A 24,084-nucleotide genomic window follows, 5' to 3' on the forward strand; every position below is an offset into this window, starting at 1 on the left:
GGGAATCAAACTCAGTTTTTTTGGAGGCTTTGAGATGACGAACCTATCTTGGCTTACGTATGTAATGATCATTCTTGCCAGCTACCGGCTGACCCATTTGATCGTATTTGATAAGATTACGGAATTCATAAGAAAACCCTTTATCAAGCAAGAAAAAACCGTCGATCAAAACGGGCGCGCCGTCCAAAAAAAAGTCCCTTCCTCCGCATTCGGTTATATGCTGCAATGTTATTGGTGTGCGGGTGTCTGGTGCGCCATATTGATCGGCATCTGCTACTTGGTCTGGCCCCGCTATGCACATCCGGTTATATTCATTTTGTCCATCGCCGGAGCGCAGGCCATTCTTGAAACATGTGTCGGCGTCGGAACGAAGATCATTGACGTGCTCGCCGCCATAAAACATAAAAAGTCCTGAAGCGTTTTATTCGCTTTAGGACTTTTTTCTTTCCCTTTTAGGCTGAGAGGAGCAAAGCAGGCTTTCTGATTCACCGCCCGGAATGCTTCGGAATACCGTAAAGCAGAGAGGGGGAAAAACATGAAAAGCTGCCGTTTTAGCATGATATGGTTTTTGACCGTTGTACTGACAGCCGGTATCTTTACATTCTCAGCATCCGCACAAGCAAGCGGCACTCAGCCGGAGAGAGAAATGAGAGCCGTATGGATCGCGTCTGTAACCAATATCGACTGGCCCTCTAAAAAAGGGCTGTCGCCGGAAGAGCAAAAAAGTGAATACAGCAAGCTGCTGGATGACGTTCAGGAGATGGGAATGAACGCCGTTATCGTCCAAATTAAGCCTGCGGCTGATGCTTTTTATCCATCAGATTACGGGCCTTGGTCAGAGTATCTGACAGGAACACAAGGCAAAAATCCCGGCTACGATCCGCTTGCTTTTTTAGTTGAAGAGACACATAAACGGAATCTTGAATTTCACGCTTGGTTCAATCCTTACCGGATCACGATGAATCACACAAATTTGAATGCGCTTTCAGATGATCATCCCGCGCGTTCCCATCCGGACTGGGTCGCTGCATACGGAAAACAGCTGTACTATAATCCGGGCATTCCGGAAGTAAGACAATTTATAACGGATGGAATCAAAGAAGTGGTCAGCCGTTATGACATTGATGCGGTTCATATGGATGATTATTTTTATCCTTATAAAATTGCCGGACAGGAATTCCCCGATCAGGCGGAATACGAACGGTACGGAAAGGCTCACTTTGCATCAATTGATGACTGGCGCAGGGATAACGTCAACCGGCTTGTAAAAGAAATCAACCAAACCATCAAACGAGAAAAACCTTATGTCAAATTCGGAATCAGCCCGTTCGGCGTATGGAGAAATGCCGCAGATGACCCGACAGGCTCCGAAACGGCCGCAGGGGTGCGGAACTACGATGATTTATACGCTGATACGAGAGAATGGATCCAAAAAGGATACATTGATTACATCGCGCCGCAAATTTACTGGAGCATCGGATTTAAAGCGGCGGCATATGACGTCTTAGCGGATTGGTGGGGAAAAGAAGTGAACAATCGGCCGGTGCATTTATATATCGGGCAAGCAGCTTATAAAATCAACAACAATGCTGATCCGGCCTGGGCCGACCCGGGGGAATACGGAAGACAGATTACTCTAAACAGGGGATCAGCTTGGATTAAAGGAAGCATGCATTTCAGTTTAAAGGATTTAAACCGTAATCCGCTCGATGTGAAAAACCGTTTGATCAAAGACATGTACAGCCGGCCCGCATTAATTCCCGAGATGCCTTGGCTCGGACATTCCGCTTTAAAAAAACCGTCTGTCAAACGGGCGGAGAAGAATGCTTCAGGCCATACACTCTATATTGAAGATGCGAAATCCAACGGTAAAAAAACGGCTTATTACGCCATTTACCGCGCAGAAAAGGGAAAGCAGCCTTATTTAGTGGATACAGTCAGAAAAACATCGTCACGGACGCAGACATTTTCAGATACTGATACTCGGGCGAAAGGAGCCTGCACCTATATCGTTACTTCCGTTGACAGGCTTCACCATGAGAGCCGTCCCTCCGCAAAACAGATGGTTAAATAGCATTATTAATAAAACTGACAGTTGCGGCGCTGTCAGTTTTTTTGCAGCGGATGAGTCCGAATGTTCAGACTTCATTTGGATGGAATGAATAAAGACCCCCATTAATAAAATGTAGAAAGCAGCAGAAGGAGGAAGGTTAATGAATTTTCAACTGACAAAAGAACAGCAGATGGTGCGCGAAATGGTCAGAGATTTCGCCAAAAATGAAATTGCCCCGAAAGCCCATGAGGTTGATCAATCAGCCGTCTTCCCGATAGACACATTTAAAAAAATAGGCGAACTCGGGCTGCTCGGAATTCCGTTTCCGGAAGAATACGGCGGGGCGGGCGGTGATACCATTTCATATGCAGCAGCGGTCGAAGAAATCGGAAAAGCCTGCGGCAGCACTGGGCTGAGCTACGCGGCAGCCGTGTCACTCGGCGCAAGCCCATTATACTATTTCGGTACTGAACAGCAAAAGCAAGAACATCTTATTCCGCTTGCTTCGGGAAAAGCGCTCGGATCATTCGGGCTGACAGAGCCGAATGCAGGTTCCGATGCCGGCGGTACCCAGACAAAAGCCGAGAAAAAGGGCGATGACTATGTGATAAACGGAGAGAAATGCTGGATCACAAACGCAAATTACGCCCGCACTGTCATTGTCACCGCCGTTACAGGAAAGAACTCCGACGGAAAACCGATCATTTCAGCTCTCATCGTCCCGACAGACACACCGGGATTTACGATCACAAATCCGTACGACAAGATGGGTGTGAGAGGGTCGGATACGGCCGAGCTTGTGCTGGAGGATGTCAGGGTGCCTGCCGATAACCTGCTCGGTGATCCTGAAAAAGGTTTTAAACAATTTTTATATACATTAGACGGCGGGCGGATCTCGATTGCGGCACTGGCTGTCGGTATCGCTCAAGGCGCACTGGAGGCGTCGCTGTCATATGCGAAGGAACGCAAGCAGTTCGGCAGTCCGATATCGTCATTTCAAGCCATTCAATTTAAGCTGGCCGATATGGCGATGGAAATTGACCTTGCCAGACAGATGGTGCTTAAAGCGGCATGGCTGAAGGATCAAAACCTGCCATTTACGAAAGAAGCGGCATTCGCCAAGCTTTATGCTTCAGAAATGGCCGTCAGAGCATGCCTTCAGGCCATCCAAATTCATGGCGGTTCCGGTTATATGAAGGAATGCGGTGTCGAACGTATGCTTCGTGACGCAAAGCTGATGGAGATTGGCGAAGGAACGTCAGAAATTCAAAGAATGGTCATCGCAAGACAGCTTTTGAAGTAAAATGAAAACGTTTACTAAGACAGGGATGGAAAGGGGCAGGTCATATGGCTGAACTTATCCATTTAACAGCCGGAAAGCTGCTTGAGCGGACCGCGGAGCTTTTTCCGGATCGTGAAGCGGTTGTTTACCCTGAGCGCGGCCTTCGTTATACGTATGCCGAGTTTGACCGGTTATGCCGGCAAACCGCAAAAGGGCTGATGAAGCTGGGAGTTGAAAAAGGAGATCATGTGGCCATATGGGCATCCAACATTCCGGAATGGCTCGCGGCGCAATTTGCAACGGCGAAAATCGGCGCCGTTCTGGTCACCATTAATACCAATTTTCAAATCGCAGAGCTTGATTATCTGCTGGCACATTCAGATGTCTCGGCCCTGATAATCATGGATTCCTACCGGCAGACATCTTATGTTGAAATCGTGAATAAGCTGATTCCGGAGCTGAAAACGTGTGAGCGCGGCAGGCTGCGTTCGAAACGTTATCCCTTTTTACGGACGGTGTTATATATCGGTGATAAAAGCCCGCCCGGGATGCACCGTTGGGATTCTTTGCTGAAGGATGCTGAATCTGTAACGGATGCAGAGCTTGACGGAAGGATGGACAGCCTGAAAAAGGATGATTGCATTCATATGCAATATACATCAGGTACGACCGGATTTCCGAAAGGCGTCATGCTCTCACATTTTAATATCGTAAATAACGCGGCAAATATCGCAGAATGCATGAAGCTTACTCCAAGTGACCGTTTATGTATTCCCGTGCCGTTTTTCCACTGCTTCGGGTGTGTGCTCGGCGTGCTGGCATGTGTTTCCGCGGGTGCGGCGATGATTCCGATCGAACAGTTTTCTCCGCCGGCCGTTCTGAAAACGGTGGAGCAAGAAGCCTGCACGGCTCTGCACGGTGTACCGACGATGTTTATCGCCCTCCTTCATGACAGCCGTTTTTCTGAATATGATCTTTCCCACGTCCGAACCGGTATTATGGCAGGCTCGCCATGCCCGGCGGAAGTCATGAGAGAAGTGATCGGCAAAATGGGGATGACTGACATTACAATTGCCTACGGACAGACCGAAGCATCACCTGTCATTACGCAGACAAGAACGGATGATTCATTTGAAAGAAGAGTGGAAACAGCGGGGCGCGCGCTTCCCCATATCGAAGTCAGAATCGTTCGGCCCGGAACATCCCAAGAAGCCGCGCGGGGCGAACAAGGAGAGCTCTGCACCCGCGGATATCATGTCATGAAAGGCTATTATAAAAATCAAGAAGCGACCGAAGAAGCGATAGACAAAGACGGCTGGCTGCATACCGGTGATTTGGCGGTCATGGACGAGGACGGGTACTGCAAAATCACGGGCCGTCTGAAAGATATGCTGATCAGGGGCGGCGAAAATATCTATCCGCGCGAGATTGAGGAAATGTTATATCGGCATCCCGCGGTAGCAGACGTTCAGGTCGTCGGCGTGCCTGATCCGAAATACGGAGAAGAGGCCGCGGCATGGGTCAGGCTCAAAGACGGACAAACCGCTTCCGCAGAAGACATCAGAACCTTTTGCAAAGAACATATCGCCCGCTATAAAGTCCCCAGGTACGTTTTGTTTACAGATGAATATCCAATGACAGCCTCAGGAAAAATTCAGAAATTCAAGCTGCGGGAAAAAACGATTGAAGAGCTCAAGTTAACTTAATGAAAAAGGAGTGCTTCACATTTGTTTAAAAAAGTCCTAATTGCCAACAGAGGAGAAATCGCCTTAAGAATTATCCGCACCTGCAAACGTCTCGGCATCCCCTCGGCAGCTGTCTATTCAGAAGCCGACCGGGACGCGCTGCACGTAAAAGCGGCTGATGAGGCCTATCCGATCGGAAAATCGAGAGTAAATGAAAGCTATTTACATATCGACAGAATCATAGAAGCCGCCAAATCCGCCGGAGCGGACGCCATTCATCCGGGCTACGGGCTTCTGTCAGAAAACAGCCTGTTCGCCGAACGCTGCCGGAAGGAACAAATCACATTTATCGGTCCGCCCGGTGATATCATCGCAAAGATGGGCAGCAAGATAGAAGCCCGAAAAACGATGCAAAAAGCAAAGGTCCCGATCGTTCCCGGTGTTTCAGAGCCATTGCCCGATGTTCACTCCGCCTTAGCAGAAGCCCGTGCCATCGGCTTTCCGGTCATGCTGAAAGCGTCTGCAGGAGGAGGCGGAATCGGCATGCAGATCGTACATTCAGAAGAAGAGCTGGCCAAAGCGTTTGAAGGCAATCAAAAGCGGGCCGCGTCCTTTTTTGGAGACGGCGCAATGTACATGGAAAAGGTCATTGAAAATGCCCGTCATATTGAAATTCAGATACTCGCAGATTCTTTCGGCAACACCGTTCATCTGTTTGAACGTGACTGTTCAGTCCAAAGGCGCCACCAAAAAGTGATAGAAGAAGCGCCGTCGCCGTTTGTTGACGATGAATTAAGACAAAGACTCGGTGAAACCGCCGTTAAAGCCGCTAAATCGATCGGCTACCAAAATGCAGGCACAATAGAATTTCTCGTCGACCAAAAGAAACAAATCTATTTTTTAGAGATGAACACAAGACTGCAGGTGGAGCATCCGGTGACAGAAGAAATTACAGGACTGGATCTTGTGGAAGAACAGCTGAAAATTGCCGCTGGGCAGGCGCTGACTTTCTCGCAGAAAGATATCAACCACCGCGGTCACGCGATTGAAGTGCGGATCTATGCGGAAGATCCGGTCACCTTTTACCCGTCACCCGGTACCATCTCGTCTTTTTCCGTTTTAAGACACCCGTCAGTGCGACACGAATGCGCCGTCGAAAAGGGAAGCGTCATTTCTCCGTTTTACGATCCGATGATTGCCAAAATGATCGTCACGGCGAATACGAGAAAACAAGCCATTGAACAACTGAAAACCGCCCTTGGCGAATATCATGTAGAAGGGATTAAAACCAACATTCCGCTGCTGACAAAAATTGCCCTTTCAGAAGTATTTGAAAAGGGCGAGGCAACAACCGGTTTTTTACAAAGAATGAACGAGGGGGCGTCAAAATGAGCGTCATAAAAATTCAGATGGCGGGAAATCTGTGGAAAATTCATGTGAAGCCGGGCGATGTCATTGAAGAAGGACAGGAAGTGGCCATCTTGGAATCTATGAAAATGGAAATTCCGATTATCGCTGATGCAGCGGGTACGGTGAAAGAAGTGAAAAAATCAGAAGGTGATTTCACTGATGAAGGAGAGGTCCTGATTGAACTTCAATAAAAAAGGAGGTGCAGCATGAACTGTCCGAAACATGTCCGCATCAATGAAGTAGGACCGCGTGACGGCTTGCAGAATGAATCAGCGTGGGTGGATACAGAAGATAAGATTGAGTGGATCAATATGCTGTCAAAAACAGGCCTTCCCTATATCGAAGTGACATCATTCGTGCATCCGAGATGGATTCCGGCTCTTCGTGACAGCCTGGACGTCGCAAAAGGCATTGCCAGATCTGAACATACGGTCTACGCGGCTCTCGTTCCGAACCTCATCGGACTGGAGCATGCGGCAGAAGGCGGAATCGATCAGGCATGTGTATTTTTATCTGCAAGCGAAACCCATAACCAAAAAAACGTAAACAAACCGATTGACCAGACCGTTCAAGAGCTCAGGCGGGTTATTACTGAAGCAAAAGCTGAAAAAATGGCGACGAGAGCTTATCTGTCTACTGTGTTCGGCTGTCCGTACGAACAGAACGTGCCGGTCGAACAAGTCATCCGCCTGTCAGACATCCTGCTCGAAATGGGTGTTGATGAAATATCGCTCGGCGACACGATCGGCGCGGCAAACCCCTTGCAGGTCATAGCCGTGCTTGAAGCCCTTTTGCCGAGAATTCCCGCCTCAAAAATCGCACTCCATTTCCATGATACAAGAGGAACGGCTCTAGCGAATATCATTCCCGCTCTTGATATGGGCATCACATCCTTTGATACTTCCTCAGGCGGGCTTGGCGGCTGCCCGTACGCCCCTGGATCAGCAGGCAACGCTGCCACAGAAGACGTCATTTATATGCTCGAACAAATGGGGATTGATACCGGGACGGACATGAATAAACTTCTTTATGCCGCCGGCTGGATCGCGGATAAAATAGGCAAAGACCTGCCAAGCAGAAACCTGCAGGCATTCAGAACGAAATGAGAAAGGAGAAGCCATGGAAGATTGCGTCTTGTATTCCGTCTGTCAAGAAACGATCGGTCTGATCACGCTGAACCGCCCGCATGCGGCCAACTCGCTGTCTTCAGAAATGATTGATCATTTACAGCGTGTGATTGAAGACATCAAAAACTCGCCATCCATTCGTTGTGTCATTCTCACCGGCAACGGGAACACATTTTGCGCCGGTGCTGATTTAAAAGAAAGAGCGGGGATGAATCATGAACAAGTCAGACAAAGCGTCAGGCGTATCGGTGACACGGCCGCATCCATTGAAGCTCTCCCGCAGCCGGTCATTGCAGCGCTGAACGGAACCGCTGTCGGAGGAGGCCTTGAACTCGCTCTCGCCTGCGATATCAGAATCGCCGTCAGCCGGGCGGGCCTCGGCCTTCCTGAAACAGGGCTTGCGATCATTCCCGGAGCGGGCGGAACGCAGAGACTGCCCCGGCTTATTGGCCCTGGCGCGGCAAAAGAATTGATCTATACCGGCCGAAGACTTTCTGCAGAAGAGGGAAAAGACATGAAGCTGATCGAGCATGTTTGTGAAGCCGATGAACTTATGGAAAAAGCAAAAGCACTGGCCGGCCGCATCGCCGCTAATGGGCCGATCGCCGTCAGACAAGCAAAATCCGCGATAAACAAGGGTCTGGAGACAGATCTCAATACAGGGCTCGAAATCGAACGAAAAGCATATGAACAAGTCATCCCCACACTTGACAGGGAAGAGGGCCTGCGCGCTTTTAAAGAAAAAAGACCCCCTGAATACAAAGGAAAATAAAACATGGAGGGACTCGGATGGATTACGAAAAAGAACGGCAGACACGCAGCAAAACGATTGAAAAGGGAGGAGCCGCGAAATATCACGCAAGCAACGAAAAGAAGGGAAAACTTTTTGTAAGAGACAGGCTGAAGCTTTTATTCGATGACGGCATATCCGTTGAAGACGCTTTTTTCGCCGAGTGCATGTCAGACGGACTGCCGGCTGACGGGGTCGTTACCGGGATCGGAACCATCGGCGGCAGAACCGTTTGTGTGATGGCAAACGACTCAACCGTAAAGGCGGGCTCGTGGGGCGCGAAAACGGTGGAAAAAATCATCCGCATTCAGGAGACGGCGGAAAAGCTTCAGTGTCCGCTCTTGTACTTAGTCGATTCCGCAGGTGCGAGAATTACGGATCAGGTCGACATGTTCCCGGGCAGAAGGGGAGCCGGCCGCATCTTTTATAATCAAGTAAAGCTGTCGGGCCGCATTCCGCAAATCTGTTTATTGTTCGGCCCTTCCGCTGCGGGCGGCGCTTACATTCCGGCCTTTTGCGACATTGTCATTATGGTCGAAGGCAATGCATCCATGTACTTAGGCTCCCCGCGTATGGCGGAAATGGTGATTGGCGAGAAAGTATCGCTTGAAGAAATGGGCGGCGCCCGTATGCATTGTTCCGTATCAGGCTGCGGTGATCTCCTCGCCCCGACGGAACAAGAAGCAATCATGATGGCGCAGACATATCTCAGCTATTTTCCGTCAAATTATACTGAAAAAGCGCCCGTCAACAAATCTAAGAACCCGAAAGCTTTTGAAAAACCGCTCTCAGATGTCATCCCGGCACATCAAAACGCACCGTTCAACATGATGGATTTAATTGAACGTGTCATTGATGAAGACTCATTTTTTGAGATTAAACCGTTATTTGCACAGGAATTAATAACGGGGCTTGCGCGGATTCACGGACAGCCGGTCGGCATTATCGCCAATCAGCCGCGTGTCAAAGGGGGGGTTTTATTTCTCGATTCGGCGGATAAAGCCGCAAAATTTATCGCTTTGTGCGACGCATTCCATATTCCGCTTCTGTTTTTAGCAGACATTCCCGGATTCATGATCGGAACGAAGGTTGAGCAGGCGGGCATCATCAGACATGGCGCAAAAATGATCTCCGCAATGGCGGAAGCGACTGTTCCGAAGCTTTCTGTTATCGTCAGAAAAGCCTACGGTGCCGGATTATACGCGATGGCGGGGCCTGCTTTTGAACCGGACTGCTGTTTAGCGCTTCCGACTGCGCAAATTGCCGTAATGGGTCCTGAAGCAGCGGTGAATGCGGTCTACGCAAACAAAATCAGCGAGCTAGCCCCTGAAGAAAGGCCGGCTTTTATTCAAGAAAAGCGTGATGAATATAAGGAAGACATTAACCTTTACCGGCTTGCCTCTGAAATGGTGATTGACGGCATTGTTCCTGCTGATTCCTTGCGGGAAGAACTCAATAAACGCCTCACTGCTTACATGTCCAAACAACTGACATTCACACACCGGAAACACCCCGTATACCCGGTATAAATAAAAAAGACTGCATAGATCCGGCTCACAGCCGTTCTTATGCAGTCTTTTTTCACAGTCTTGATCTCATTTTCTTCACAACGAAATAAACAACAATAAATACGAGAGCCAATATAATGATCGGAGTTGTATACATTCCGGCATAGCTGTCTACGTCTTTCCACTGTCCCCCGAGCTGATACCCGAGATAAACGAAAATGACAGACCACGGAATAATGGCGAGTGTCGTCAATATGACAAACTTGGAAAGAGGCATTTTCGCAAGGCCGGCGGGGATGGAGATCGCATGTCTGACGACCGGGATAAACCGCGCCGAGAACACAACACCGGCGCCGTAACGGCGAAACCAGTTTTCCGCAACATCAACATGATGCTTTTTCAGAAGTAAGTACTTGCCGTACTTGTCCAAAAACGGCCGTCCCCCATAACGGGCGATCCAGTAAATAAAGCACTGCGCGATCGTTCCCCCGATCACACCGGCGACAATGGCGCCGATAAAGCTGATCGTGCCTTCTGACACCATATAGCCTCCGTAAGCCAGAACGATTTCACTCGGAATGATTTCGATCATTAATCCGAGCGCAATCCCTAAATAGCCCATACTTGTCAGCCAGGATAATATTTCACTAATAAAATTGCCCACACTGTTCACAACCTCTTTATCTTTTTACCCAATTATATGACTGATTGACAAGCAAAATGGTTACAAATTATTTTTTAACGCACGATTTCTTCAGATTCTCTTTTTAACACCTCTTCTAAATAAGCTAAAAGTTTCGGTCTCATTTCTTCCCGCAGAAGCCCGATCTCCGTGCCGGCCTTAAAACAGCCGAACTTATCTCCTATATCAAACCGGCTTCCTTCAAGCTCCCGCGCGTAAATGCTTCGGGTGCGGCACACTTCGCGCAGCGCGTCTGTCAATTGGATTTCGTTGCCCGCGCCTCTTCCGATCGTCTTCAGCGTTTTAAAAATAGCAGGGGGTTAATATGTAGCGGCCCATCACGGCAATATGAGAGGGCGCCTTTTCAACAGCCGGTTTCTCAATCAGATCCTCAATCTGGTACACAAGACCGCTCTGCCGCCCCGTCTGTATAATACCATATTTGCTGACATCAGCAGGATCGACGGGCTGTACGCCGACCGTTTCTGTACCGTGTTGGTTATAGATGTCTATGAGCTGTGAAAGAGCGGGAGTGTCAGATACCATAATATCATCACCTAAGAGAACGGCAAAAGGCTCATCTCCGATAAAATGCTCCGCACACAGCACCGCATGTCCTAATCCGAGCGGTTCTTTCTGACGAATGTAATGAATATTGGCCAAATCGGCAATCCGCTGCATTTCCTTCAGCGTCTCCGTCTTGCCTTTTTCCTCAAGATTGAATTCCAATTCCGCCGACCGGTCAAAATGATCTTCAATCGAGCGTTTGTTTCTCCCTGTAATAATCAATATATCTTCAATTCCTGACGCTGCGGCCTCTTCGACAATATATTGGATGGCCGGTTTGTCGACAATCGGCAGCATTTCTTTAGGCTGCGCCTTTGTCGCCGGCAGAAATCTCGTTCCTAAACCTGCTGCGGGAATGACCGCTTTTCTCACTCTTTTTTTCATTCATCTTCACTCCTGATCCTGTATGTTTTTCAGCGAATCTCCAAATACCCAGATTCGGTTTCCGATAAAATTCATCATCATTCCGCCGATAGTGGCAGCGAACTTACTCACCAATAGCGAACAGCCGCCTTTTTGAAACGCGTAAAGCAGCAAAAAGGTGATTCCCGACGCGGCAAGATTAATCATGAGAAATCGCATGATCTCTTTCCCGTCAGCCTTGCGTTTTACACGAAACGTCCACTTCCGGTTCCATACATAGCTGTTGATGATCCCTGCCGAATAGGAGCAGATCTGCGCCGGAAGATAGGGGACATGACAAGCGGCGAGAAGAAAGAAGACACCAAAATCGATCAGCGTATTGCCGACGCCTACAGTGCAAAAACGGCCTGCTGTCTTTACTTTTTCTTTCAGCATAACGGCATCCGGTTTTGACCTCCCTTCATAAAAGAATCAGATGGCTGTCATATTCGTTAATATGGACTACTTTAGCGGACAGTGTTGAATAAACAATTACTAAAATATGAACAAAACATGAAAACGTAATGAGGCTTTGCAAAACTCATTAAGTTAACAGTTTGATAGTTTAGGTTGACATATTCCGTAGAGGGCACTAATATTCTGTATAAGTGTTAACCTTTTATTAATTTGGTTAACATTAATTTTCAAAGTAAGAGAAAGGAGGGGAATATATGCAGGAAGAGACCTATTACAGCGTCAGAATGAGAGCTTCCCAAAACGCCCCCCATGAGCAGGGCGGAAAACACATTTCCGGCGGAGAACGGCTCATCACTTACGGCGGTTTACAGGAAGCGGTAGATGGCTTATTACATAAAGGCTTCTCGCACTCAAGAGGGATACCTGATTTTATGCAGATTCAGCTTGAAAGCATTAATGAACCGATCGAAACGATCCGCCCTCTGCCGGTTGCTTTCCATCAAACAGACACGCCGGAAAAAGGACAAGCAATCGCCCGCAAGCTTCTGCAAAAGGCGGGGATTCCCCCGCACATGATAGAGAAAGCGTATGAAAACATTGCGGAATATGCAGAAGCAAGAGGAGCGGTCCTGTTCGATATACGGGCAGGAAAACGCATTGACGGCAGAGGAAATAGAGGTGTGCGGGTATCCCGAGTGGATTGGCCGTCACATGATTTTCAAAAATGGGCTTTTACGCACAACATGCCGGAAAATTCACGAATAAAAGAAGCACATGCCATCGCGGCAAAAGTTTGCGCATATCCGGGGATTATTGCTGAATTGTGCTGGTCGGATGACCCTGATTACATAACAGGCTACGTTGCCGCAAAGAAGCTGGGATATCAGCGGATTGCCAAGATGAAAAATGCCGGAGATGAATGCGGCTGCCGGATTTTCTTTACAGATGGCTCCATAGATACGGAGAGCTGTATCCATTTTTTAGAGAAGCAGCCTGTATTCATTCAGCGGGAGGAGAAATGATGAAACAATCAATGATTGAAAAAAGCAAAAAGCATCTTTGGCTGCCTTTCACACAAATGAAAGATTACGATGAAGATCCGTTAATCATTGAAAGCGGAAACGGGATCATGCTGAAAGACATCAGCGGCAAAGAATATTATGACGGCTTTTCTTCAGTATGGCTCAATGTACACGGCCACCGAAAAAAAGAAATGGATGAAGCGATTCAAAAACAGCTTGAAAAAATCGCTCATTCGACCTTGCTGGGTATGACGAACGTTCCCGCAACAGAACTTGCCGAGATGCTGACAGGCATCACACCGGAAAAGCTGACACGCGTTTTTTACTCCGACAGCGGAGCGGAAGCAATGGAAATCGCTCTGAAAATGGCCTTTCAATACTGGAAAAACATAGGGAGACCCGAGAAACAGACGTTTATTTCTATGCAGAACGGCTATCACGGCGATACGATCGGAGCTGTCAGCGTCGGCTCCATTGAACTCTTCCACCATGTGTACGGCCCGCTGATGTTTGAAAGCTACAAAGCTCCGATTCCGTATGTATACAGATCTGAAAGCGGCGACCCCGTACAGTGCCGGGATAAATGCCTTCACGCGCTCGAACAGCTGCTTGCAAAGCACCACGAAGAGATTGCCGCACTTACGATTGAATCGATGGTGCAAGGCGCATCCGGGATGATCGTCATGCCTGAAGGCTTTCTGGCAGGCGTACGAAAGCTGTGTACGGCATATGATGTGTTAATGATCGTTGACGAAGTGGCGACGGGGTTTGGCCGCACCGGAAAAATGTTTGCCTGTGAGCATGAAAATGTCCAGCCGGACTTGATGGCGGCAGGGAAAGGCATTACGGGAGGCTATTTGCCGATCGCTGTGACGTTTGCCACAGAAGCCATTTATGAAGCCTTCTACGATGACTACGACAAAATGAAAACATTTTTCCACGGCCATTCCTATACAGGAAATCAGCTTGGCTGTGCCGCAGCAATTGAAAATCTGCGTTTATTCGAATCAGAGCGCATCGTTGAACAAGTCGCCGAAAAATCAAAAACGGCAGCGGAATTTCTTCATAATCTGAAGCAGCTTCCTCATGTCGGCGATGTCCGCCAGCTCGGTTTCATGTGCGGCATAGAGCTTGTGCAGGATAAGGGGACAAGACAGCCTTATCTGCCTGAAAAGCGGATGGGATACAAGGTGTCCTTGAAAATGAGAGAGCTTGGTATGCTGACACGGCCGCTCGGAGACGTCATCGCCTTTCTGCCGCCGCTTGCCAGCACAACCGATCAGTTACAAGCCATGATCTCCATTATGAAAGAAGCGATAGCCGAGGTGACCGGCCGTGGATTTTGACGGATGGCTCCTCGGAAGGCTCGATGCGGTGAAAAGAGACGGGCTGTATCGGACGCTGCGAACACAGGAAACCGCTCTCAAAACCAAAGGGCAAAAGCGGCAGACCTGGGCGTCCAATGACTATTTAGGCCTGTCAAAAGATGAGCGGCTTATCACAGCCACGCAAACGGCGCTGAGCCGGTTCGGAGCGGGAAGCGGCGGCTCAAGGTTAACAACAGGAAATACTGTGTGGCACGAAAAACTTGAACAAACAATCGCGGACTTTAAACAGACGGAAGCGGCTTTATTGTTTTCAAGCGGTTACTTGGCGAATATCGGCGTGCTTGCCTCACTGCCTCAAAAAGGCGATGTCATTTTAAGCGATCAACTGAACCATGCGAGCATTGTTGACGGCTGCCGTTTATCAAAAGCGGAAACCATCGTGTACCGCCATATTGATATGGCTGATCTTGAGAAAAAACTTGCTTCCGTCCAGGCTCGGAACCGCCGCTTCATCGTCACAGACGGCGTCTTCAGCATGGACGGCACCATCGCGCCTCTTGACCGCATAATGGCGCTTGCAAAGCAGTACCAGGCATTTGTGATAGCAGATGACGCGCATGCAACCGGTGTACTCGGGGAAAACGGCGGGGGAACCAGTGACTATTTCGGTGTTTGTCCGGATGTTGTCATCGGCACATTAAGCAAAGCTGTAGGAACGGAAGGCGGTTTTGCCGCGGGATCAAACATTTTCATTGATTTTTTGCTGAATCAGGCGCGGACGTTTATTTTTCAGACGGCCCTCCCGCCGTCAATTTGTGCGGCTTCACATACGGCATTTGACATCATATCAGATATGCACGATACGCGCCGTGAGCTGCAATCGTCTGTCAAAACGATAAAAACGCGTCTGGCCGATATGGGCTTTACCGTAAGAGGCGGAGATACACCGATTATCCCCGTTATCATCGGTGATGCAAAAACAGCGGTTTCAGCCGCTGCGCTGCTGGAGAAAAAGGGAATCTGCGCCCCGGCCATCCGCCCGCCCGCCGTTCCGGAAGGCGAAAGCAGAATCAGGCTGACCGTTACGGCGGATCGCAGCTTACAGGACATAGACGAGCTGACAGAAGCATTTGATTCCATTAGAAAAGAGCTGAATTTAAACAAATGAGAAGTTTTTTTGTTACAGGAACAGATACCGGCGTCGGAAAAACCATCGTTTCTTGCGGACTTGCCGCGGCATTCCGGCAGAAACAGGCGGATATCGGAGTGTTTAAGCCGTTTTTAAGCGGCGTGCCGCGGACTCATCCGGAAAGTGACACCTCGCTCTTGAAAGACATGTCACAAACCGCACTGTCTCATGAAGAAATTACGCCATTTGAATGGAAAGAGCCGCTTGCGCCATACACGGCCGCCATGCTTGAGGGGAAATCCGTGAGCATGGCGGATGTCATGGCCCACTGGAGTAAGATCAAAAATCGTCATGAGTGTTTCATCGTTGAGGGGGCAGGCGGCATTTCCGTCCCGCTTGGTGAAAATTACTTAGTCAGTGATCTGATAAAAGCCATGGAATTGCCGGCAGTGATTGTCACCAGGCCTGATCTCGGAACCATCAACCACACATATTTAACCATTGAATATGCGAAAAACATGGGGATAGAGGTTCTCGGCATTATTATCAACGGCGTAAAGAGCCGGCCGGGGCTGGACGAAAAGACGAACCCGAGCATGATTGAAACATTATGCAAAGTTCCGATTTTGGGAATCACACCGAAGCTGGATCACGTTTCACCGGAAAACATTCAACACATGATTGAGAAACATATAGATGTTACCTCTTTCATGAATCTGACACAAATGGGGAGATAAACATGAATCAATGGATGGATCTTGCAGAGAGAGTGCTGGACGGGGCGGAAGTAACGAATCAAGAAGCGCTGGCCATTTTAAATTGTCCTGATGAGGATCTTTTATTGCTGATGCATGCCGCTTTTCATATCAGAAAACGATTTTACGGAAAAAAAGTAAAGCTGAATATGATTATGAATGCAAAATCAGGCCTGTGTCCGGAAAATTGCGGGTACTGTTCACAATCTTCAATATCAAAAGCGCCGATCGAGTCTTATCGGATGGTGGATAAGCATATATTGCTAAAGGGGGCAAAACGCGCCCACGACCTGAATATAGGGACATACTGCATCGTCGCCAGCGGGCGGGGACCGTCAAACAGAGAAGTAGATCAAGTTGTTGATGCTGTCAAAGAAATTAAAGAAACGTACGGTTTAAAAATCTGCGCATGCCTCGGTCTGCTGAAGCCGGAACAGGCAGAGCGGCTGAAACAGGCAGGAGTAGACCGGTACAATCATAACATCAATACATCACAAAGGAATCACTCAAACATTACGACCTCCCACACGTATGACGACAGGGTCAATACAGTGGAAACGGCGAAACAATCGGGGATGTCACCTTGTTCTGGTGTCATCGTCGGCATGAAAGAGACGAAACAGGACGTCATTGATATGGCGAACAGCTTAAAAGCGCTTGACGCCGACAGCATCCCGGTTAATTTTCTGCATGCGATTGACGGAACTCCGTTAGAAGGGGTAAGCGAATTACATCCGGTGTATTGCCTGAAAGTGCTCGCCTTGTTCCGTTTTATCAATCCGTCAAAAGAAATCCGTATCTCAGGAGGCCGGGAAGTCAACCTTCGTTCGCTGCAGCCGCTGGGACTTTATGCCGCAAATTCGATTTTCGTCGGAGATTACTTAACGACAGCAGGGCAGCATGAAACAGAGGATCATCAAATGCTTCATGATTTAGGTTTTGAAGTCGAATCCGTTGAAGAAATGAAAGCCGGCCTGCAATCCGCCTGCAATACGGAGGTATGAGATGACGGCAGGCCTATCGATTGCACATCCGTCTCTCCATGCGGATTCGGATTTTTGGAATGACCCTTACCCATTTTATGACAAACTGCGATCCATTGATCCTGTTTATAAAGGAACCGTATTAAAATATCCGGGCTGGTATGTCACCGGGTACAAAGAAGCGGCAGCGATTCTGAAAGACACCCGGTTTAAAAACCGCATTCCTCTTCCGGAAGCTTCAACGAAATATCAAAATCTATCGCATATCCAGCACGATATGCTGTTATTTAAAAATCAATCAGACCATAAACGGATGCGGATGCTTATCGGTAAAGAATTTACCGCAAAGACGGCGGAATCACTTCGCCCCTGTATAAACGAAACGGTTCATGACTTGTTGGATCAAGTCCAAATCAAAAAAAACGCTGACCTTGTTTCAGAGTTTGCCTTTCCATTGGCAAGCCTTATCATTGCGGAGATACTCGGAGTGCCGAAAGAGGAGAGATATCAATTCAGACAATGGACGGCAGACGTCATTCAGGCCATTGATCTTACCCGATCAAGAAAGACGTTAGTCAGAGCAAGCGACACCGCAGGCAGGCTCACGTCATATTTCAGAGATTTGATTCACAAGCGGAAAGCTCACCCTCAGCAAGACTTGATCAGCAGGTTTATTATGGAGGAACAGCTTTCAAAAGAGGAAGTGCTCGCGACATGTATCTTACTTGTCATAGCCGGACACGAGACGACGGTAAACCTCATAAGCAACGGTGTGTTTACTTTATTGAAACACCCTGAACAGCTTAGCGCACTGAGAGAAAACCCCTCGCTTATTGAAACTGCAGTTGAGGAATGTTTGCGCTACGACAGCCCCGCGCAGCTGACGGCACGCACCGCCTCAGAAGACTGCGAAATAAATGGGAAGACCATAAAAAAAGGAGAGCAGGTATATATCCTTTTAGGTGCAGCCAATCGCGATCCAAGCATATTCGATCAGCCTCACAAAATGGATATCCAAAGAAAACCGAATCCGCATCTTGCATTCGGAAAGAACGCCCATTTTTGCATAGGCTCCTCATTAGCGCGCATCGAAGCACAAATTGCAATTCTCACACTGTTTGAGCGGATGCCTAAACTTCGGCTGGCCGCACACCGCCTTGAATACCGCAAGCTCATTGGTTTTAGGTCGCTCAAAGAGCTTCCGGTTGTTATTGGCTGAATGGACCATGCAGGAGGGCCGGATTTTATCGGTTCCTCTTGCAGGAAATAAATGAAAGAAAAAAGAATACATATTTATAAAGCAAAAATCCTCTCTGATCCATCTCACTATCCCTAAAAAAACTCACTGCTCAGCCAATCAATATAATGCAGCAAGGGTCTCCTTTTCTTTCGCCAAAACGGAGAATTCACCATAATGCACATTTTTTCAGCCTCAAAAACTGTGCAAAACCGGCATGTTTTTGCTTTATTTTCTCGATTTTTGTAAGCGCTTACTAACATTGAGCAGAAAAGAGGGGGATTTGTGGACATTGTTATTATTTTATTGGCATTAGGCATGCTGATGTTTGCGGCTTACCGGGGCTTTTCAGTCATTTTATTCGCCCCGATTTGCGCGCTGTTTGCCGTGCTCCTGACAGATCCAAGCTTCGTGCTTCCTTTCTTCTCGAATATATTTATGGAGAAGATGGTAGGATTTATTAAGCTGTATTTTCCCGTATTTCTTTTAGGGGCCGTTTTTGGCAAGGTTGTTGAAATCTCGGGGCTCGCTGAGTCGATTGCAAAAACAATCGTCAAGCTTGTGGGAGCAAAAAGAGCCATTCTCGCCATCGTCTTAATGGGTGCGATTTTAACGTACAGCGGCGTCAGTCTCTTCGTAGCGGTGTTTGCCATCTATCCGTTTGCTAAAAACCTATTTATCAAAGCTGATATTCCCAAGCGTCTGATACCCGGTACGATTGCATTAGGCGCCTTTACATTTACAATGGATGCGCTTCCCGGCACACCGCAAATTCAAAATGTCATTCCGACCGCTTTTTTTAAAACAAACATTTATGCCGCTCCCTGGCTCGGACTGATTGGTGCAGCATTTGTGCTTACGGCCGGAATGATTTATTTAGAATCCCGGCGCAAAAAAGCGGCCAATGCCGGAGAAGGCTATGCTGGATTTCAATCTGAAGTTTCCGCTGCAGAGGAATCCTCGGGTCTGGCTAATGAAAAACATACGCCTGTTTTACCGCAGGAGGCAGAACCCAGCCCCGCGCGGCAAGTGCTCGCCTTTGTTCCGCTTATCCTTGTGGGGGTCATGAACAAATGCTTCACGATGTGGCTCCCGCATTGGTACCCTGACGGATTTGATTTTGCGCCGCTCGGCTTAGAAGCGTTCGGGAAAATTGACCTTTCCTCCGTCACTGCGATCTGGTCAGTAGAACTCGCACTGTTCATCGGAATCATGACAACGATTTTGTTCGATTGGAAAAAAGTCCTCTTCAATTTGAAAGAAGGACTGAATGAGGGCATCGGGGGCGCCTTGCTGGCGTCGATGAATACAGGAGCCGAATACGGATTTGGCGGCATCATTGCGGCGCTTCCCGGCTTTAAAATGGTCAGCAGCGGCATATCGCAGACGTTTACTGATCCGCTCGTCAACGGAGCGGTGACGACCACTGCGCTTGCCGGGATTACAGGATCGGCATCAGGAGGAATGGGCATCGCTTTAAGCACGATGTCAGCAGCGTATACAGAAGCAATCAATACATTCCACATCCCGCCGGAGGTCATGCACCGGGTGATCTCGATGGCCTCCGGCGGGATGGACACTCTTCCGCATAATGGCGCCGTCATTACGCTGCTCGCGGTCACCGGGTTGACCCACCGCCAATCCTACAGGGATATCTTTGCCATTACCGTCATTAAAACAGCCGCTGTGTTTGTCATCATCGCCATTTACAGTCTGACGGGCCTTGTGTAGCCAAAACAGAAAGGGGAAACGAATATGGGAATAGGAAAAGTGATGGACTCTTATCAAGATGCTGCTGCACTGATCAAGGACGGAGACACCCTCATCGCAGGAGGCTTCGGCCTGTGCGGTATTCCGGAACAATTAATTCTCGCGATCAGGGACAGCGGCGTAAAAAACTTGACCGTTGTCAGTAATAACTGCGGTGTTGATGATTGGGGTTTAGGCCTCTTGCTTGCAAACCGGCAGATCAAAAAAATGGTCGCATCCTATGTGGGAGAAAACAAAACCTTTGAACGGCAGTTTTTAAGCGGGGAGCTGGAAGTCGAATTGGTGCCCCAAGGAACGCTCGCAGAAAGAATTCGCGCGGGAGGGGCGGGCATTCCGGCGTTTTATACACCTGCGGGCGTCGGAACATCAGTAGCCGAGGGAAAAGAACATAAGACATTTGACGGGCGCACCTATCTTCTGGAGAAAGGGATTACAGGGAACGCCGCCATCGTAAAGGCCTGGAAAGCCGATCCTCTGGGCAACCTGATGTTCAGAAAGACGGCAAGAAATTTCAATCCGCTCGCTGCAATGGCAGGCAAAGTGACGATTGCAGAGGCTGAAGAAATCGTCGATGCCGGAGAGCTTGATCCGGATCAAATTCATACGCCGGGTATTTTTGTGCAGCACGTGCTGCTCGGCGGGATTCATGAAAAACGGATTGAACGCCGCACCGTCCGGCAAGCATGATAAAGGAGGCTGACAGAATGAGAGATAGCAGAAAACGAATGATCAAACGGGCTGTAAAGGAAATTAAGGACGGAATGAATGTGAACTTGGGGATAGGGAGGCCGACGCTTGTAGCCAATGAGATACCGAATGATTATAACGTCCTGCTTCAGTCTGAAAACGGCTTGCTCGGGATCGGGCCTTATCCGGCGGAAGGAACGGAGGACCCCGATCTGATCAATGCGGGAAAAGAAACCATTACCGAGGTAAAGGGAGCCTCGTATTTTGACAGTGCCGAATCCTTTGCCATGATTCGCGGCGGCCACATTGATGTAGCGATCCTCGGCGGGATGGAAGTGTCCGAACGGGGAGATTTGGCGAACTGGATGATCCCAGGAAAAATGATCAAAGGAATGGGCGGCGCAATGGACCTAGTCCACGGAGCAAAACGGATTATTGTCATTATGGAGCACGTTAATAAATATGGGGAATCTAAAGTGAGAACGGAATGTACGCTGCCTTTAACCGGCAGGCAGGTGGTCGATCGGCTGATCACAGATTTGGCTGTATTCGATTTTCATGATGGCCGTATGACGCTCACCGAACTGCAGGAAGGTGTAACTATGGAGGAGGTCTTTGAGAAAACAGAAGGTCATTTTACTGTCAGCCAGTCGTTAAAAAACGGAGTCAGACCAAAATGAGGAGGCGCCGTCATGCATTCATTGCTTATTGAAAAAACAGCCGTTGTAACAGGAGCAGCCGGAGGAATCGGGCTTGAAATCGCAAAAGAATTCGCCCGTGAAGGAGCAGCCGTCATCATCTCTGATGTAAACGAACAAGCGGGGAAAGAAGCGGCGGCAAGACTGACAGATGAAGGCTGTGAAGCAGTCAGCATCACATGCGATGTAACAAATGAAAAGCAAGTGGCCGACATGCTGCAGACGGTCGAGAAACAATACGGACGTCTCGATATCCTTGTGAATAATGCCGGCATTCAGCATGTCGCGCCCATCGAGGAATTTCCCACCGAACAGTTTGAACGGCTCATTCGTCTCATGCTGACCGCGCCATTTATCGCAATGAAGCATGCATTTCCCATGATGAAAAAACAGCAATTCGGTCGAATCATTAATATGGCGTCTGTCAACGGACTGATCGGTTTTCACGGGAAAGCGGCATATAACAGCGCCAAGCACGGCGTCATCGGTTTAACGAAAGTCGGCGCACTTGAAGGCGCGGCTGACGGCATTACCGTCAATGCGCTTTGTCCGGGATATGTGGACACTCAGCTTGTCCGCAATCAGTTAAAGGACATTTCCGCAACAAGGAATGTACCGTACGAGCGGGTGCTTGAGGACGTCATCTTTCCGCTCGTTCCCCAAAAACGGCTGCTGTCAGTGAAGGAAATCGCTGATTACGCCGTATTTTTGTCCAGCGACAAAGCAAAAGGGGTCACAGGTCAGGCCGTAGTCATGGATGGCGGGTATACCGCTCAATAGTTCTAATACTTTTTTAAAAAACAGCCGCTCTGAACGGCTGTTTTTTATGCCTGAAAACCTTGTTCACTCAATAGGCCGATTACTGCGTCAATCGGTATCCGGGCAGGGTCATTTCCATGTTCTGCGGCGTATTTCGCCCTTGCGGATTTTCCCCATCCAGATCCATCTCTTGCGCCGCATTTATAATCAAGCGCAATCAGTTTACAATCCTTCACAGATATACAAATGAATTTTTACAATAAACAGAAAATATGTAATTTCTGACACAATAATGCCAATAGCCCTAAAACATATGAAACATGAAGAGCGCGTTCTAAGTGAAGAAGAGCCGGTAACAGGCTCCACTCCGGCTTTCATCATCTCTCTTTAAGACTGATTTTCGGTGAAACCCCCATGTTTTATTTTATGAATAAATATATCTAATTCGTTTGTGAAAACGAACAATAACTCCTCCGAAAGTATTCTATACACATTTGTTATAATCATGCTAGGATGTTATATAAAGGGATATTTTGTAGGATATTGTATCCCTTGTTCAATATGATCGGAGGAATCTCATGAACAATCTTGCCTTTTTATTTCCTGGACAAGGGTCTCAATTTGTAGGAATGGGCAAACAATTTTGGAATGATTTTGTGCTCGCAAAGAGATTGTTTGAAGAAGCGAGCGATGCGATCTCCTTGGATGTAAAAAAACTGTGTTTTAACGGAGATATGAATGAATTGACAAAGACAATGAACGCGCAGCCCGCTATTTTAACGGTCAGTGTCATTGCTTTTCAAGTGTATATGCAGGAAATAGGGGTGAAGCCACGCTTCCTGGCAGGCCATAGCTTAGGCGAATATTCAGCGCTTGTCTGTGCCGGCGCCCTTTCTTTTCAGGATGCCGTTACACTTGTAAGGGAGCGGGGAATTCTTATGCAAAATGCGGATCCTCAGCAGCAGGGGGCGATGGCCGCCGTGACTCACCTCTCTCTTCAAACCTTGCAAGAAATATGTTCGAAAGTGTCGACGGAAGACTTTCCGGCAGGTGTAGCCTGCATGAATTCAGAACAGCAGCATGTGATTTCCGGACACCGGCAAGCTGTGGAACGTGTCATCAAGATGGCGGAGGAAAAGGGTGCGGCATACACTTATTTGAATGTCAGTGCGCCTTTTCACAGTCAGATGGTACGATCAGCATCTGAACAATTCCAGACTGTATTACACCGGTATTCCTTCCGGGATGCCGCATGGCCGATCATTTCAAATGTCACCGCACGCCCTTACAGCAGCGGAAATTCGATCCGCGAACATCTCAAGCAGCACATGACGATGCCGGTTAGATGGACAGAATCGATGCATTACTTGCTTTTACATGGAGTCACAGAAGTCATCGAAATGGGTCCGAACAATGTCTTAGCCGGTCTGCTGAGAAAAACAACGAATCACATTGTACCTTATCCCTTAGGACAGACATCTGATGTTCCCCCGCTTTCCAATTCAGCGGAAAGAAAGAAACATATTGTCCATTTACGCAAAAAACAACTAAATAAATTGATGATTCAATCCGTCATTGCGCGAAATTACAACAAGGATTCAGCGGCTTATTCCAATATGACGACGCCATTATTTACGCAAATCCAAGAGCTGAAAGAGAGAATGAAAAGGCATGAAGATGTGCTTTCAGAACAAGAACTCGAACATTCGATCCATTTATGCAAATTAATTTGTGAAGCTAAACAGCTTCCGGCTTGGGAAGAATTGCGGATTTTAAAATAAAGCGCCCAGGAG

General features: G+C 48.2%; 22 protein-coding genes and 1 pseudogene. 20 read left to right on the top strand and 3 right to left on the bottom strand.

The window, feature by feature from the left end; genetic code table 11:
* The first annotated feature begins 34 nt into the window (after positions 1-34).
* The 9 genes from ACWHAR_RS05005 (at position 35) to ACWHAR_RS05045 (ending at position 9,876) form a co-directional block, all read left to right on the top strand.
* On the top strand, positions 35-415 hold the full coding sequence (locus tag ACWHAR_RS05005; protein ID WP_032875141.1) for a DUF1360 domain-containing protein: 381 nt from the start codon (positions 35-37) through the stop codon (positions 413-415).
* Positions 416-535: 120 nt separating this feature from the next.
* Positions 536-2,074, top strand: a complete 1,539-nt coding sequence (locus tag ACWHAR_RS05010; protein ID WP_032875138.1) for a glycoside hydrolase family 10 protein — start codon at positions 536-538, stop codon at positions 2,072-2,074.
* Positions 2,075-2,213: 139 nt separating this feature from the next.
* Entirely contained in the window at positions 2,214-3,356 is a 1,143-nt protein-coding gene (locus tag ACWHAR_RS05015) for an acyl-CoA dehydrogenase family protein (RefSeq protein ID WP_032875135.1), read from the top strand.
* Between the two features lie 44 nt (positions 3,357-3,400).
* Positions 3,401-5,041: an AMP-binding protein gene (locus ACWHAR_RS05020; RefSeq protein ID WP_032875132.1), complete on the top strand. Its 1,641-nt coding sequence runs from the start codon at positions 3,401-3,403 to the stop codon at positions 5,039-5,041.
* 21 nt (positions 5,042-5,062) lie between these two features.
* Complete coding sequence (locus ACWHAR_RS05025) at positions 5,063-6,412, top strand: acetyl-CoA carboxylase biotin carboxylase subunit (protein ID WP_032875129.1); 1,350 nt, start codon at positions 5,063-5,065, stop codon at positions 6,410-6,412.
* Positions 6,409-6,621, top strand: a complete 213-nt coding sequence (locus tag ACWHAR_RS05030; RefSeq protein ID WP_007410121.1) for an acetyl-CoA carboxylase biotin carboxyl carrier protein subunit — start codon at positions 6,409-6,411, stop codon at positions 6,619-6,621. The genes ACWHAR_RS05025 and ACWHAR_RS05030 overlap by 4 nt, the downstream gene beginning before the upstream one ends.
* Before the next feature lie 15 nt (positions 6,622-6,636).
* A complete protein-coding gene (locus tag ACWHAR_RS05035) occupies positions 6,637-7,536 on the top strand; it encodes a hydroxymethylglutaryl-CoA lyase (protein WP_032875126.1) in 900 nt (299 codons plus the stop codon).
* Between the two features lie 13 nt (positions 7,537-7,549).
* Positions 7,550-8,329 (top strand): enoyl-CoA hydratase, encoded by a 780-nt coding sequence (locus ACWHAR_RS05040; RefSeq protein WP_032875123.1) that lies wholly within the window; start codon positions 7,550-7,552, stop codon positions 8,327-8,329.
* Positions 8,330-8,346: 17 nt separating this feature from the next.
* On the top strand, positions 8,347-9,876 hold the full coding sequence (locus tag ACWHAR_RS05045) for an acyl-CoA carboxylase subunit beta (RefSeq protein ID WP_012117691.1): 1,530 nt from the start codon (positions 8,347-8,349) through the stop codon (positions 9,874-9,876).
* 52 nt (positions 9,877-9,928) lie between these two features.
* Here ACWHAR_RS05045 and ACWHAR_RS05050 read toward each other — a convergent pair whose 3' ends face one another.
* The 3 genes and pseudogenes from ACWHAR_RS05050 to ACWHAR_RS05060 form a co-directional block, all read right to left on the bottom strand.
* A complete protein-coding gene (locus ACWHAR_RS05050) occupies positions 9,929-10,519 on the bottom strand; it encodes a DedA family protein (RefSeq protein ID WP_007410125.1) in 591 nt (196 codons plus the stop codon).
* A 74-nt stretch (positions 10,520-10,593) separates the two neighbouring features.
* Positions 10,594-11,488: pseudogene (gene galU, locus ACWHAR_RS05055) on the bottom strand (UTP--glucose-1-phosphate uridylyltransferase GalU).
* Positions 11,489-11,494: 6 nt separating this feature from the next.
* Positions 11,495-11,902 carry a GtrA family protein gene (locus ACWHAR_RS05060; protein ID WP_014418060.1) on the bottom strand — a complete coding sequence of 136 codons (408 nt, stop codon included), beginning with the start codon at positions 11,900-11,902 and terminating at the stop codon, positions 11,495-11,497.
* Between the two features lie 275 nt (positions 11,903-12,177).
* Between ACWHAR_RS05060 and ACWHAR_RS05065 the strand changes: the two genes are divergently transcribed.
* From ACWHAR_RS05065 to bamD, 11 genes are all read left to right on the top strand, one after another.
* The gene (locus ACWHAR_RS05065; RefSeq protein ID WP_032875120.1) at positions 12,178-12,945 is read left to right on the top strand and encodes a 6-carboxyhexanoate--CoA ligase; all 768 of its coding nucleotides are present in this window, start codon (positions 12,178-12,180) and stop codon (positions 12,943-12,945) included.
* On the top strand, positions 12,945-14,291 hold the full coding sequence (gene bioA, locus ACWHAR_RS05070) for an adenosylmethionine--8-amino-7-oxononanoate transaminase (protein ID WP_032875117.1): 1,347 nt from the start codon (positions 12,945-12,947) through the stop codon (positions 14,289-14,291). The genes ACWHAR_RS05065 and bioA overlap by 1 nt, the downstream gene beginning before the upstream one ends.
* Complete coding sequence (gene bioF, locus ACWHAR_RS05075; RefSeq protein WP_032875115.1) at positions 14,281-15,441, top strand: 8-amino-7-oxononanoate synthase; 1,161 nt, start codon at positions 14,281-14,283, stop codon at positions 15,439-15,441. Before bioA ends, bioF begins: the two co-directional genes overlap by 11 nt.
* Positions 15,438-16,139: a dethiobiotin synthase gene (gene bioD / locus ACWHAR_RS05080; protein ID WP_032875112.1), complete on the top strand. Its 702-nt coding sequence runs from the start codon at positions 15,438-15,440 to the stop codon at positions 16,137-16,139. Before bioF ends, bioD begins: the two co-directional genes overlap by 4 nt.
* 2 nt (positions 16,140-16,141) lie before the next feature.
* The gene (bioB, locus tag ACWHAR_RS05085; protein ID WP_003153914.1) at positions 16,142-17,161 is read left to right on the top strand and encodes a biotin synthase BioB; all 1,020 of its coding nucleotides are present in this window, start codon (positions 16,142-16,144) and stop codon (positions 17,159-17,161) included.
* A gap of 1 nt (position 17,162) precedes the next feature.
* A complete protein-coding gene (locus tag ACWHAR_RS05090) occupies positions 17,163-18,359 on the top strand; it encodes a cytochrome P450 (protein WP_032875109.1) in 1,197 nt (398 codons plus the stop codon).
* A gap of 303 nt (positions 18,360-18,662) precedes the next feature.
* Positions 18,663-20,108, top strand: coding sequence for a GntP family permease (locus ACWHAR_RS05095; protein WP_032875106.1), 1,446 nt, complete (start codon positions 18,663-18,665; stop codon positions 20,106-20,108).
* Between the two features lie 30 nt (positions 20,109-20,138).
* Positions 20,139-20,834, top strand: coding sequence for a CoA transferase subunit A (locus ACWHAR_RS05100; protein ID WP_047935773.1), 696 nt, complete (start codon positions 20,139-20,141; stop codon positions 20,832-20,834).
* Between the two features lie 17 nt (positions 20,835-20,851).
* A complete protein-coding gene (locus ACWHAR_RS05105) occupies positions 20,852-21,514 on the top strand; it encodes a CoA transferase subunit B (protein WP_032875100.1) in 663 nt (220 codons plus the stop codon).
* Between the two features lie 12 nt (positions 21,515-21,526).
* A complete protein-coding gene (locus ACWHAR_RS05110; RefSeq protein WP_032875097.1) occupies positions 21,527-22,312 on the top strand; it encodes a 3-hydroxybutyrate dehydrogenase in 786 nt (261 codons plus the stop codon).
* A 557-nt stretch (positions 22,313-22,869) separates the two neighbouring features.
* On the top strand, positions 22,870-24,072 hold the full coding sequence (gene bamD / locus ACWHAR_RS05115; RefSeq protein ID WP_032875094.1) for a bacillomycin D biosynthesis malonyl-CoA transacylase BamD: 1,203 nt from the start codon (positions 22,870-22,872) through the stop codon (positions 24,070-24,072).
* Positions 24,073-24,084: the final 12 nt, after the last annotated feature.

The organism is Bacillus sp. LR--39 (assembly GCF_053613335.1).

What these genes read in the sequence shown, in the direction of transcription:
- ACWHAR_RS05030 (WP_007410121.1), top strand. Translation starts at nt 6,409, where the DNA reads ATGAGCGTCATAAAAATTCAGATGGCGGGAAATCTGTGGAAAATTCAT.
- ACWHAR_RS05020 (WP_032875132.1), top strand. Translation starts at nt 3,401, where the DNA reads ATGGCTGAACTTATCCATTTAACAGCCGGAAAGCTGCTTGAGCGGACC.
- bioB (WP_003153914.1), top strand. Translation starts at nt 16,142, where the DNA reads ATGAATCAATGGATGGATCTTGCAGAGAGAGTGCTGGACGGGGCGGAA.
- ACWHAR_RS05005 (WP_032875141.1), top strand. Translation starts at nt 35, where the DNA reads ATGACGAACCTATCTTGGCTTACGTATGTAATGATCATTCTTGCCAGC.
- bioA (WP_032875117.1), top strand. Translation starts at nt 12,945, where the DNA reads ATGAAACAATCAATGATTGAAAAAAGCAAAAAGCATCTTTGGCTGCCT.
- ACWHAR_RS05065 (WP_032875120.1), top strand. Translation starts at nt 12,178, where the DNA reads ATGCAGGAAGAGACCTATTACAGCGTCAGAATGAGAGCTTCCCAAAAC.
- ACWHAR_RS05040 (WP_032875123.1), top strand. Translation starts at nt 7,550, where the DNA reads ATGGAAGATTGCGTCTTGTATTCCGTCTGTCAAGAAACGATCGGTCTG.
- ACWHAR_RS05110 (WP_032875097.1), top strand. Translation starts at nt 21,527, where the DNA reads ATGCATTCATTGCTTATTGAAAAAACAGCCGTTGTAACAGGAGCAGCC.
- ACWHAR_RS05035 (WP_032875126.1), top strand. Translation starts at nt 6,637, where the DNA reads ATGAACTGTCCGAAACATGTCCGCATCAATGAAGTAGGACCGCGTGAC.
- ACWHAR_RS05105 (WP_032875100.1), top strand. Translation starts at nt 20,852, where the DNA reads ATGAGAGATAGCAGAAAACGAATGATCAAACGGGCTGTAAAGGAAATT.
- ACWHAR_RS05015 (WP_032875135.1), top strand. Translation starts at nt 2,214, where the DNA reads ATGAATTTTCAACTGACAAAAGAACAGCAGATGGTGCGCGAAATGGTC.
- ACWHAR_RS05045 (WP_012117691.1), top strand. Translation starts at nt 8,347, where the DNA reads ATGGATTACGAAAAAGAACGGCAGACACGCAGCAAAACGATTGAAAAG.
- ACWHAR_RS05010 (WP_032875138.1), top strand. Translation starts at nt 536, where the DNA reads ATGAAAAGCTGCCGTTTTAGCATGATATGGTTTTTGACCGTTGTACTG.
- bamD (WP_032875094.1), top strand. Translation starts at nt 22,870, where the DNA reads ATGAACAATCTTGCCTTTTTATTTCCTGGACAAGGGTCTCAATTTGTA.
- ACWHAR_RS05060 (WP_014418060.1), bottom strand. Translation starts at nt 11,902, where the DNA reads ATGCTGAAAGAAAAAGTAAAGACAGCAGGCCGTTTTTGCACTGTAGGC.
- ACWHAR_RS05090 (WP_032875109.1), top strand. Translation starts at nt 17,163, where the DNA reads ATGACGGCAGGCCTATCGATTGCACATCCGTCTCTCCATGCGGATTCG.
- bioD (WP_032875112.1), top strand. Translation starts at nt 15,438, where the DNA reads ATGAGAAGTTTTTTTGTTACAGGAACAGATACCGGCGTCGGAAAAACC.